Here is a 12,435-nt window from a genome sequence, read left to right on the forward strand (position 1 = left end):
AAAACTGCTTAAATGATGCTGAACTGGGATCATAACCAACCAAGGACTTGTCTCATGCAAAGAACCACATTGAACCGCACTTTGGCCAAACATTCATTGGTTGCTGCCATCACCCTGACTTTGACTACCAACCTGTGTCATGCAGCAACTTATCCGGTCACTTCAAGCAATGATGATGGCACCGGACTCGACCCCAACACCTTGAGTTGGGCCATCCTGCAAGCCAACACCAACCCAGGTCCCGATGCCATTGAATTACAAACTGATGTCACCCTGAGTGGGGTGATGAAACGCCTGATTGATTCGGATGTGACCATCCACAGTGATGCCACCCGCCGTGCGATTGATGGCTATGAAATGTACCGGCCCTTGTTCATCAAATCAGGCCAAGTCACCATCCAAGGAATCGATGTCATCAACGGATGGGCTGAGGGTGGCACATCCCGGGCTGGTGGCAGGGGAGCTGGCTTTGGAGGTGCCCTGTTCATTCATGATGGTCAAGTGACCATGCAAGACGTTTCAATTGAAAACTCTGTGTCCGTTGGCGGCTTTTTTGGTGGCAGTGGATATGGCGGTGGTGGCCTGTTTGGAGATGGCCATTATGGTGGAGGCGGGGGTTTATTGGGGCACGCCACATTTGTCACCACCGGCTATGGAGGGTATGGCAATTACCAACTGGATGACACCACATTTGGCCTGGGTGGTGAATACTCGGCCAAGGGAACTGCTGGCCACGGTGGCTTTGGTGCAGGCGGTGGTGGCAGCTATGATGGCACATCTGGCGATGGTGGCTTTGGAGGGGGTGCCGGGTACAGCTACTATGGCCCCAATGGGGATGGCGGATTCGGCGGCGGTGGCACATTGAATGGCGGAGTGCCTGGATTTGGTGCCATTCGCCGTTATGCCGCTGGTTTTGGTGGTGGCTTGTTCATTCGCAGCGGCAGCCTGACTCTGAACAACGTGACTTTTGTGGATAACCATGCAAGGCAACAATCCAAAGGCAATTTCAGTTCTGAAGGATATGGGGGAGGCTTGTTTGTGTTGCACACCACCACCAACTCCAATGGGAATCACCAAGGCATGCCAACCACCTTGCCCACTGTCAATGGCTGCGGTGTGACTTTCACTGGAAACCTGGCCGATTCAGACCCCGGCACCAATAACAACAACGATGATGTGTTTGATGAGGCCAATCGAATCACCCCCGATGACGGTTTGTCCATCACCAACCCCTGTGGACCACCTGATGATCTGATCTTTGCCGATGGATTCGATCCCTAAGCAGCGGAGCACGCCATTGCCGTTGAATTTTTGCTGAACCCTTTGGTCAAAACCACCATGCGAATCATTATCTTGTTGTTTTTTTCCTCAACCCTTTGGGCCAACCCCTTGGTCGAGGCTGCCAAAGAACGGCTGCAACACCGGGTCATTTATGACGGGGCTTACCGCAGCATCGATTACCCCAATGGCGATGTGGATCCCGGTCGCGGGGTGTGTACCGATGTCATCATCCGCGCTTACCGTGCCCTGGGCACCGATCTGCAACAATTGGTGCATGAAGACATGGCGGCGAATTTCGCGCTATACCCCAAGAACTGGGGCTTGAGCCGCCCAGACACCAACATCGATCACCGGCGGGTGCCCAACCTGGAAACCTTCTTTCAGCGCCATGGCACGGTGCTGCCAATCACCCAAGACCCCAATGATTACCAGCCAGGGGATTTGGTGACCTGGCGCTTGAATCACAATGGCCTGCCACACATTGGCATCGTCAGCGACATCAAAGCCGACTCAGGTCGCTTTAAAATCGTGCACAACATCGGCTGGGGGCCCAAATTGGATGACATGCTGTTTGACCATAAAATTGTTGGCCACTTCCGTTATCACGGCAGTACCATCGACGTTGAAATCCCTTAATGTCCTTATTTTTTAAATCTGAGTCCTTTTTTTGTTCACATGGACCTCAGCACTGCATTAACATAGGCAACTGTCAGTCACGAATAAACACAAATTGACGCCAACTGTTCATGGATTCAGTGGCGGCTTGGATGACTGAAGTGACAACCTAACAAGGAGAAAAATCATGAAAACATTGATCTTAACCAGTGGCTTGCTGTTGTGTACCACAGTTTCATTGGGTTTCCCAATCAGAGATGGAGAACAAGACTTGCGGCCGGATGGCAGATGCCTACACAATGGCGTTGAATACACCATGATCCAGCCACCCGCCATCGTGACCAACTGCCCTGAGCCGCCCAATTCGGGTCAACCCTTGCACAAGCAAGGCCAATCAGGACAATTGGCCCCCACCCACACCGCCGAAGACTGCGTGGTAATTGTCCAACCAGTACCGCCAGACAACGATTGATCGCGGCCTAAAACCAAAATGAGCCAATGACGCAGCCACCCCTTAACGGCGTGGCTGCTCATCACTCGATTTCAGCTGAGGAAATGCCTCAATTGATCCTCATATCATGATCAAGGATGAGCATCCTTGGTGATGTCCGATTCCGAGCCAAATTTTCTCTACTGCCCGCACGCTGCTGTTCTGTGGTGACCAATTGTGGTATATTCCATTTGATTCACCATCCAGCTCGAAGGATTGTTTGGTGAATTGATCCACCTAAATCTAATGATATGGAGAAAACCATTAAATGACTCATCGCCATGCTTTTGTTTTGGTTTGCTTGCAAAACAAAACATCCGGCAAGTCATCCCTATTTGGTTAAGCAAGTGAATTGATTCAGCTTTTATCACCCCGACTTGTCCATCGATCAAACCCACAACGAGTGCTGCTCTTGTTGTTCGGTTTGCTTTCAGTTTGCGCGGCCAAATCCAGTACACGCTTTCATCACTTAACCACCGACTTGGCAGAAAACAACATACAGGTGGTGCGCACCATCGCCCAAGATCAAACCGGTATGATTTGGCTGGGTTCGGCTTTTGACGGTTTGTATTACTACGATGGTCACCTGGCCAGAAAACAGCCTTTAGATCCTGACAAACCTAATTTGGGTGTTTTAAAAATGCGCTCAGATTGGGATCAAAATTTGTGGTTCATCACCGACAGTGAGCACGTCTACCAACAGCACTCTGGACAATTCATACCCCGTTTCAACAGCCAAGAAGTGGTGGGAGAGACTCGCTGGACAGACATCGGTTTCAAAGACCATGACCAGTTGATACTGCTCAGCGAACACGCCTTGGTATGGGTGGATTTGAAGGAACAACGCATCCTTAAAACAGCCCACACCAAAGAACATGGTGCGCTGCGCTGGATCAAGTCCATCAATCATCAATGGTTCGTGGGCAGCAGTGCGGGATTGTTTATTTTAGAAGAACCAACTGCCATGCTCAAAAGCGTCTTACCAGACACTTGGCAAGGCCCTGTCAATGACTTGCTGTTACTCAATACTGGGCAACTTATGCTGGCAGCAGATAACGGCACTTGGATGCTGCATGACAGGCAAAAAAATTCAAGCTCAATAAGCGCCGTACTTACTCACAAATCACTGACCCTGGTGGCTGACCAAATAGGCATGGCTTACATCGGCACATTGCATCAGGGATTGTTTCGATTAGACCCACAAACCAAACACTTGACCCAGTTCAAACATGACCCTCATAACAGGAACGCCATCAGTGATCCGCATGTGCTCAGCTCGTTTATTGATCAACACAACAACCTCTGGTTAGGCACCTTCAATAATGGGGTGAGTCACAGCCACCTTCCAGCGCAAAAATTTGGTCTGATGGATCGATTTTCCAAGCCATTAAATTGCGCCCTAAGTGATGTGGTGATGGGCATACATGCCGACCAGTCAGCACTCTGGCTGGGCACTGAACGAGGCATCATCAAAAGCAATTGGCAAACCGGTGACTGCACATTGATCAACCATCAACCGGATGATCCGGACACATTGGTCTTTGATTTTGTTTATGGCATCACACCGATGGATGCCAGAAATTGGTGGGTGCTGACCGCCAAAGGGGTTAATTTGCTGGACAGCCAAACCCTCAAAATCAATCGCTTGCCAGGTGCTTTACCGCCCATAAACACCTATTTTGCTGCCCCATACTCCACTTCCAAAACCTTGTTTGGTACCCGTGATGGGTTGTATCTATTTGATCAAGTACAAGCAACTTCTCATCGCATAAAACTGGGCAAAGCATGGTTAGACGGGGTTAAGTTTTACAACCACACGCGTTACCAAAACGAGTGGATTTTTAACACCTCAAATGGCCTATATGTCATGGATCAGCCGACCACATTAAAGCCATTGAAGGTGATCAATGATCAACTACCGAATCTGGATGTCACTTCAGTATTAACCCATCTGGACGGTCTTTTTGTGGCGGTCAACAACCATGGTCTGATGCACTTCAGCAGGCAAGGTGAACTGCTGCAGCACCACAAGTTCACTGACGATCAAAATGACATGGTGACCATATACAGTCAAGAAGTCAAAGGCGATGAAATGTGGTTGGGCACCAGTCGTGGGCTGATTCAGCTTAATCCAAAGAACCACAGCCATGTTCTGTTTCAAGAGCCAGATGGCCTGCAAAGTAACTTTTTCTTGCTGTCTTCATCACACCGACACCTCGATGGTTCACTGATATTTGGTGGTCGCAAAGGCTTGAACCATTTTGTTCCAGAGCAAGTCATGACAAAGCAACAACCCCTGCCAGTTGCCCTGACTGCTTTCAAGCTTTTCTCATCGACTGTTCAGCCCGGTAACCAGGTTCACAACTTCACCCTCAACCAGCCAATCAATGAATTGCAGGTATTGAATTTGGGGCACCAGGAGTCGGTTTTTGGATTTGAATTCAATGCGTTTGATTACAACCAGTCCAAAAAAATTACTTACGCCCACAGGCTGGTGGGGTTCGATCCAAAATGGTATGAGGCCGATGCCTACAACAGACAGGTCAGCTACACCAACATCGATCCCGGGGAATATTGGTTTGAAGTCAAAAGCCAACTGCCCAACCAAGCCACTTTTGGACCGGTGAAATCAATCAAACTCAAGATTCACCCTGCACCCTGGCTGACTTGGTGGGCCAAAACAACTTACGTGGTGTTGTTCTTTTCTGTTTTGGGATGGTTGGTCCACCGCAAAATCAGCGCCAATGCCAAACTGGCCCAATTACTGCAAACAGAAGTTGATGAAAAAACTCGAGAATTAAACACTCAAAAAGTGATGGTGGAATCCCTGTTGGCCAAAAAAAACGAATTGTTCTCTCACATTTCTCATGAATTCAGAACGCCATTAACGCTGATCCTCGGCCCCATCAATGAATTGATCAACAAATCCGCCAGCCGATCTTCTCTCAGCAGCTTAAAGCTCATCAACAAAAATGCCAACCGATTGCTTTCATTGGTTGAACAGCTATTGCAGATTGCCAAAGTTTCTTCCTTCGACAAGGTTCAGTTCCACCAACAAAAAACAGCCGAAGCGGTCATGTCGATCATCGAATCATTTCAACATGTGGCTGAAAATAAACACATCTCGTTGATTTTAGAAAATAATGAAGATGCTTTGATTACAGTGACTGATCAATGTCTGGATGCGATATTAGGCAATTTGGTTTCCAACGCCATCAAATACTCACCTACCCACAGCACCATTAAAGTATCTGCCCTCATTGAAAACAATCAATTCTTACTGCGGGTTAAAGACCAAGGACCTGGCTTATCAAGAGAACAACAGTCTGAAGTATTTAAAATGTTCAATCGATTGGATCAACACGCACAAGTTGATGGGGTCGGCATCGGTTTGGCAGTGGTGGATGAAATGGTCAAGATCAACCACGGACAAATTCTCATCAACAGTGATTTGGGACATGGTGCAGAATTTTGCATCCAATTTCCATTGAGCGACGAGCATGAACTGGCGGCCCAACCTTATGCCACTGGCTCATTACTTTCCCAACTGACCAAAGATGCCATAGACCCTGAAATGGCCACAGTGACTGATCCAAATAACGACCCTTTGGTTTCTGGTAAAGACACCATCCTGGTCATTGAGGACAACCACGACATGAGGCGCTTCATCGTTGGAATTTTGCAAGAGCAATACCATTGCCTTGAGGCTGAAAATGGCCAAGTAGGCATTAACCAAGCCACTGAATTCATTCCTGATATGGTGGTTTGTGATGTCATGATGCCTCTCATGGACGGCTTTGGAGTCTGTCGAGCCATCAGGTCAGATGAAAAAACCTCACACATTCCATTGTTGTTGTTGACAGCATTGAATGACAAATCCAACCGCATCAAAGGCTGGCAAGAAAACATCGACAGTTACATGACCAAACCCTTTGATCGAGACGAACTGTTGATCAGGATTGAAAACATCATATCAATCAGAAACATCCTCAAGAAAAAGGCCTCTATTTTGCTCGATCAAGGACAGGCCAACCGCATAAAACTACCCAAAAAAGATCAAGAGTTTGTCGACAAGCTCAACACCATCATCGAAGAAAATTTCAGTGATCCGTTATTAAATAGAAGCAAAATGGCATCACAAATGTCAGTCAGTGACCGTCAATTACAACGAAAGCTCAAAGCTTTGATTGACCAAAACCCCATGGATTATTTGCGGGGATATCGCCTCACCAAAGCCAAAAACTTGTTGGCAGATGGCCTCCAAGTCAGCCAAGTCTCTGACGAATGTGGTTTCAATTCCCTTTCTTACTTTTCATATTGTTTCAAAGCCCAGTTTAATCAAACTCCCAAACAATACAAACAATCCTTGATTGGGTAGGAAATCATTTGAAAACAACAATCCCCACATCAAGGTCATTGATCAATGGCTTTGATTGATCAATGACTTACCTGCCATTCAAATCACAACATCATGCACAACTCAAAGGCCCTTCTGGAAACAACCATTTCCTGCCAATATGGTCTGACCTGGGGAGCCGGTAAATTGTTGCTGGCCCAATCATGTTCAATGATTGATATTTCATAGATGTCGAATTCATGAGCACAAGATTGATAGGTGCCAGCCTGGGCTTTCGTGCCCAGTCCAACCATCAATGCTGCACAGGTCAATACACATACTAATAATGCTTTCTTTATCATGTTTTTTCTCCTTGGTTTGTTAATTCTTAAAGTCACCCATTGTTGGGCTGCTCTCATTATGGAAAGGTCTAAAAACATTTGTTTTCAAATTTCGGACCATGATTTGAGGTATGCGGACAACACCGCCTCTTGAATGGATCGCAGCCCTTATTGAGCGGCTTTGACCCGTTGATTAAAAACACCGTCCTTAAATCAAAAACATTCACAAAGACCCACTCTCATAATGACTGGGTGTGCCAAGAACACACTTTTTTTAATTACATTTAAGGAGATACACCATGAAATTACGAATCAGCACTTTATGGCTCATTTTGAGCTTCAATGTCTTCGCTTCAACAATCGAAGATTACCCCATTGCATACCAAGAACAACAACAGCCAGACAGCCGCCAAGAAATGATGATTTTTGATACCGGCACAAAACTCAAGCTACATTACAATTTTATCAACCAAGAAACAGGTGAGTTTGTCAATGTCATTTTTGTGACAGACAAAAAATCACAGCAATACTCTGAAATGGTCATCACCACCAAAGACGGACAACTGATCACCAATGATGGCATCGAGCATTTTTTCAGTCACAGTCTGTATGGTGATGAAAAATCAAATGTCTCCAAATCTGGCCTGATTGCTCAGTTTTTCAACAACATGCCTTTGGAAAGTATGAACAACGCTTTGGATGATGCAGGTGTGTTTAACAAAGGCTACAGCGACAGCGAGTGCACCCTGTTAGCAAATTCCATCAGTTTTCACATGCAACAATATTTTGTGGCCAAGCGCATGGGTAACGATGATGCTGCCGAGACTCATCGAATTGAAGTGGGATTTTTAATGCATGAGCATTCTCAGAATTGCTGATCTCATTCATCAATGGGTTGGGACCATGTCTCAACCCTCTAGATTCAACACATTAAAGAGAATAAACATGAAAAAAATATTCATCGTCTCATTGGTCATGCTGTCATTCCTGACCCAGGCTAAAGACAACCAAACTGACACCAAACACTTCCAAAACAACGCTGTTTCCCGGATTCATCAAGTTCACCATTCCAAAAAGCTCAATGAGTCTTTTGGTGTGATTTATGTGATCAATCACAATACCCATGCCAAAAAGACCGCCAGTCTAGAAATCATTGTTTCCACAGACCAAGGTCAACTGATCATTGGTGAAAATCGCAGTTTAATCATGGGCGCAAATAATGACCCTGAATTCATCAACAAGAACTTGAGCGACGATGCTTTGGAAGCTTTGTTTTTCAGTGATCCCATATTTGATCAATTCATTGAGCAATATGCTGTGGATCTAGATTCACAATTGGAGTTATTAAAAAACTACAGCGCAAGTGAATGCAATAACTTGGAATCTGCCATCAATCAAGTGTTTGCCGCTTACATGCATTTGCGAAGGACCAGCAATGATGATGGCGCCATTCATCACGCTCAAATGGTTCTCACAGGATTGGTTATGGAATATAACAGCAACTGCTGACAGCAACTGAATCTGTCTGTAAAGGGGTGTTTTGGATTGCCTCAACACCCCATATTTGGTTTTTATAACAGATCATTGTGGCTGGTTTTCCTTATCAGCCAATCACCCCATCATGTCGATGCCTTTCAGGTAGGAGCCAAGGGCTTGGGTGTTGGCGGTTGCCTGGTAACGATCGATTGTTGATTGCAACAATGCCTTGGCCTAGGGCCTGTTAACACTAACTGCAAGGCGACTGCTGGATCGTATTTTTCAGCCATCAAGGCATCAGTCGTGAAGTGTGGTCACTCCACATGAGCGACTGAATAACGCTGAGGGGTGGAAAATAAGACCCAGCCCCATGGGTTCAGGCTGCAAAGGTCACACCCTGCGTTGCTCACCGCTCGATTGGAATGACCAAACCACGCGATTCGCGCCTTGATTGTGACCTTTGCAGCCTGAACAGTGGTCTTTCATTTGGTGTTAACAGGCCCTGGTCAATGCGTTTGTTTTGACAATGTATTTTGGCCACCAAGAACATATTGCTGACGATTTGCTCATGCTCCAGTGGGTATTTATTGTCAAAATCCCGGCACAATTTAAGCACCGCTTTGAATTGATTTTTACTGAACGCTTGTTCAATCATCCAAGTCAGGGTATTGGCCTTTGGGGTTTCAATGAATGTCCGTCATCCACATAAGAGTCATACATGTCCATGGCGGCCTTAAACCGCCCTTCTGCCACCAATGCTTGCAACTGATCAGCCGGTCGTTGCCGCCCCTGACTCACCACCATGGATTGGGCTTGGGCCCAATATGGGTCCAGGTCGTGCCGCCCCTCTTCAGCCTGCATTTCCTCAATGATGTCGATGGCCTCTTTTGCCTGGTTGGCCGCAATCAATTCAATCACCCGGTCCTTGATCGGATCCTCTGGGTGGGAGGTTTGGTCGGCCACGGTTTCGGTGTCCACCGTGTCATGCCCGAGTTCATCGGCATGGCGATACATCACATAACCAATCACCAAAAAAGTGAGCACCAACAGAAAATACAACACCCAGGCAACGATCACGACACCCAGCACCCTTGGCAGCCATTGGCTCAGTTAATATCGCAGCAACAAATTCAGCGCCCCGCACAGCAGGAAAAACAACAGCAAAACCAGGTATTCAAAACCAATTCGACCCATCACAGAGGACAAGTTAAGCGGGTTAAAGGCGGCCACCAGACTTTGGGTTATGCACAACAACATCAAGTATGCCGGGGTCACCACGGTGGTCAATATCAGCAACGCCAGACCCAGCGGCGGATCGGTTCTGAACACAAACAAATAGAGGGCGATTTGCACCACACCCATGGCAATCGCTTTGAAACCGATGGTGTCATCAATTTCATCAACCCGGCCATCACCATAAGTCAGCTGACCACTGGAGACACTGTGCAGCACTTCAAAAGCCAATTAATAAGACATCAGAAACAAGGCCGCAGACACCAACAAAGACACGATGAGCACAGGACAGACCAGCAACAAATTGGCCAGTGCCAGCAAGGTGATTTGATCATACAATTTCTCCTCTCGCAAATGGCGAAAAAAGCAGCCAAATTTCAGCCAAAATGGCGGTGTATCTATGCTCCAAAAAACCTCTTATCGGTGTGAGGCATCCATTCTAAACCACAGCCACGCCACCGGCGGTGTTGTTTGCCACAAAAAAGGGCCTGTCACCAGGCCCTGTGAATCCGTCATTCAATGGATCATCACCTTTGATCATTAGCGGCTTCTTTGGCTTCCCTTTGCAGTTTTTCTTGGGCGTGCTGCAACCGCTGCAGCTCAGCGTGAGACTGCTGCTGTTCCCGCTGAACCAAAGCCAACAACTCGGCTTCGCGGCGTTTTTGCTCCGCAATCAGGCGTTGTTTTTGGCGTTCCAAGTCGGCCAACTGTCGTTTCAAAGCCGCTTTACTCAGGTGTTGATGCTGCCTCAATTCCGCGGCTTTGGCCTGTTGCGATTGACGGTGCTTCTCGGCTTCGATCCGCAACATCCTGGCCTGGCTGTTGATTTTTTCCGCCACTTGACCGGCCATCACTGGCGCCGATCGGTGGGCGGCGTTGGCATGCAACACGGGTAAAGCCGGCGGCACGGCCGCTGTGACCCCTGCCACGTACGCATCCACATGGGGCTTGGGCGGCGTTGGTAAACGACCATCTGTGGCTGGGAAACGGGCCACTTCAGGCCGCGGTGGCGCGGTTGGGTGCAACACCGGCTCGGTTACCAGGTGGGGCCTGGTGGGTGGGGTCGCCGGCTCGGGATGAAGCTGCGTAACCAGCGGCTCGCTGGGGCTGAGTTCATGAATGGCCGCTGGGGTGGCCGGAACTTCATGGGCGGTGGTGAATTGCGAAACCGCCATCAAAGCGGTGGCCACGGTGGCCGAGGCCAATAACAAATGGTGTGTTTTCTGGGGCATGGATTGACTCCTGAGTTGGGGGTTGAGAATGAGGTGAAGGCGTTGATACAGCACACTGGGTTGTGCCATCATGGCCGTCACCAGGGTCAGAGAAGCGGCGGTTTGCGGATGAAAACCCATCAGGGTCTCCGCATACACACTGGGTTTGATGTTTTGTTGCAACACCAGGTCATCGCAGGCGGTTTCAAAACTGTTGATCATGCGGGCTTTGATCCACCACATCAAGGGATTGAACCAACAACAAGCCGTGACCACTTGGGCGGTCATCAACCAGCCCCAATCGCCGCGTTTGATGTGGGCCATTTCGTGTAACAACACCACCCGCAAAGCGTCTTGTTGGCGCATGGATTCAGGGATCAGGATCACCGGTCGCAAGAGCCCCCAGGTGCAAGGACTGTGCAACTCAGGATGAGTTTTGATGCGGGGCTGCCGTGACAAAGTCAGTTGTTGCATACAGCCATTGACCAGGGCCAAAGTGACCGCGTCATCGACCTCGCGGGCTGACTGGGTGAGCCGCTGCCAATGCCGCAACTGGCGACCCAGTTGCAGCAACAATAAACCGGCCACTGCGGCCCAAATGAAGCCAAGCAGCCACCCTGCGGACCAGGCCTCATTGGCCGCGGCTACCACCCGCATCGCGCTTGAGGCGGTTGGCTGATCCACCGTGCCGACCAAAGTCAATTCAGCGGACCACAGGGGAATGGGTAACAAGGCCAATGATTGATGCAACCAGGGCAGCAACAACAGCACCAAAAAACCGATGCGCCACACCCAGGCTTGGGAGCCGGCGGTCAGACGCAGGCCACTGAGCCACCGCAACAGACCACACAACAGGATCATTTTCAACAACAGCTGCCACCAGGGATTGAGTAAAAATGCCAAACTGTCCATCATTCACCCCGCTTTTTGGCCGCGGCCAATTGATCCATGATTTGTTGCAACTCCTGCTCATTCAGGCCCGCTTTTTCCATGCCCAACAAGGCACAAACCGCCGCCGCCGGAGAGTCATTGAAGAACGTCTTGGTGATGTTTTTCAAGGCACTTTGCTGCGCTTCGTCGGTGTCCACCGTGGCCTCGTAAATGTATTTGGCCCCTTGTTGGTGGAAGCTCAGGCAGCCTTTGTTGACCAAGCGGCTGAGCATGGCCCGCACGGCGGAATAGCTGGGGGGGTTGGGCAAGTTTGTCATCACGTCCTGGGCCGAAGCCTGTTGGTGGGCAAAGATGATGTCCATGATCTGCCGTTCACGGCGACTGAGTTGGTGGTATATTTCGGTTGATTTCATGGTGTTAAATTTGTAGCACTATGCTAATAATGTAGCACTTAGAGCCCACATGCAAGCAAAAATTCACTTTTTTTCACGCCCATCGAGATTTTCTTACAGGCACCACCGATAAACACAGCAGCCATTCATCGATAACAATCGGACAATA

General features: G+C 48.5%; 11 protein-coding genes. 6 read left to right on the forward strand and 5 right to left on the reverse strand.

Annotation, left to right across the window (positions count from 1 at the left end; genetic code table 11):
* Positions 1-54: 54 nt before the first annotated feature.
* The 4 genes from K7G70_RS00610 (at position 55) to K7G70_RS00625 (ending at position 6,764) form a co-directional block, all read left to right on the forward strand.
* Complete coding sequence (locus K7G70_RS00610; RefSeq protein ID WP_223786650.1) at positions 55-1,281, forward strand: hypothetical protein; 1,227 nt, start codon at positions 55-57, stop codon at positions 1,279-1,281.
* Positions 1,282-1,338: 57 nt separating this feature from the next.
* Positions 1,339-1,917 carry a DUF1287 domain-containing protein gene (locus tag K7G70_RS00615; RefSeq protein ID WP_223786651.1) on the forward strand — a complete coding sequence of 193 codons (579 nt, stop codon included), beginning with the start codon at positions 1,339-1,341 and terminating at the stop codon, positions 1,915-1,917.
* Positions 1,918-2,083: 166 nt separating this feature from the next.
* The gene (locus tag K7G70_RS00620) at positions 2,084-2,368 is read left to right on the forward strand and encodes a hypothetical protein (protein ID WP_223786652.1); all 285 of its coding nucleotides are present in this window, start codon (positions 2,084-2,086) and stop codon (positions 2,366-2,368) included.
* 499 nt (positions 2,369-2,867) lie between these two features.
* Positions 2,868-6,764, forward strand: coding sequence for a response regulator (locus K7G70_RS00625; protein ID WP_223786653.1), 3,897 nt, complete (start codon positions 2,868-2,870; stop codon positions 6,762-6,764).
* Between the two features lie 83 nt (positions 6,765-6,847).
* Here K7G70_RS00625 and K7G70_RS00630 read toward each other — a convergent pair whose 3' ends face one another.
* Complete coding sequence (locus K7G70_RS00630) at positions 6,848-7,084, reverse strand: hypothetical protein (RefSeq protein ID WP_223786654.1); 237 nt, start codon at positions 7,082-7,084, stop codon at positions 6,848-6,850.
* A 398-nt stretch (positions 7,085-7,482) separates the two neighbouring features.
* On the opposite strand from K7G70_RS00630, the gene K7G70_RS00635 reads away from it, so the two are divergent.
* Together K7G70_RS00635 and K7G70_RS00640 are read left to right on the forward strand one after the other, a co-directional pair.
* Positions 7,483-7,941: a hypothetical protein gene (locus K7G70_RS00635; RefSeq protein WP_223786655.1), complete on the forward strand. Its 459-nt coding sequence runs from the start codon at positions 7,483-7,485 to the stop codon at positions 7,939-7,941.
* Positions 7,919-8,572, forward strand: coding sequence for a hypothetical protein (locus K7G70_RS00640; protein ID WP_223786656.1), 654 nt, complete (start codon positions 7,919-7,921; stop codon positions 8,570-8,572). Before K7G70_RS00635 ends, K7G70_RS00640 begins: the two co-directional genes overlap by 23 nt.
* Positions 8,573-9,199: 627 nt before the next feature.
* Here the strand turns inward: K7G70_RS00640 and K7G70_RS00645 are convergent.
* The 4 genes from K7G70_RS00645 to K7G70_RS00660 form a co-directional block, all read right to left on the reverse strand.
* Positions 9,200-9,616 (reverse strand): hypothetical protein, encoded by a 417-nt coding sequence (locus K7G70_RS00645; protein ID WP_223786657.1) that lies wholly within the window; start codon positions 9,614-9,616, stop codon positions 9,200-9,202.
* A 33-nt stretch (positions 9,617-9,649) separates the two neighbouring features.
* Positions 9,650-10,003, reverse strand: coding sequence for a hypothetical protein (locus K7G70_RS00650; RefSeq protein ID WP_223786658.1), 354 nt, complete (start codon positions 10,001-10,003; stop codon positions 9,650-9,652).
* A 296-nt stretch (positions 10,004-10,299) separates the two neighbouring features.
* On the reverse strand, positions 10,300-11,898 hold the full coding sequence (locus tag K7G70_RS00655; protein ID WP_223786659.1) for a M56 family metallopeptidase: 1,599 nt from the start codon (positions 11,896-11,898) through the stop codon (positions 10,300-10,302).
* Positions 11,895-12,287 carry a BlaI/MecI/CopY family transcriptional regulator gene (locus K7G70_RS00660; protein WP_223786660.1) on the reverse strand — a complete coding sequence of 131 codons (393 nt, stop codon included), beginning with the start codon at positions 12,285-12,287 and terminating at the stop codon, positions 11,895-11,897. The genes K7G70_RS00655 and K7G70_RS00660 overlap by 4 nt, the downstream gene beginning before the upstream one ends.
* Positions 12,288-12,435 lie beyond the last annotated feature (148 nt).

It is taken from the genome of Marinicella meishanensis (assembly GCF_019931145.1).
Taxonomy (GTDB): Bacteria; Pseudomonadota; Gammaproteobacteria; order Xanthomonadales; family Marinicellaceae; genus Marinicella; species Marinicella meishanensis.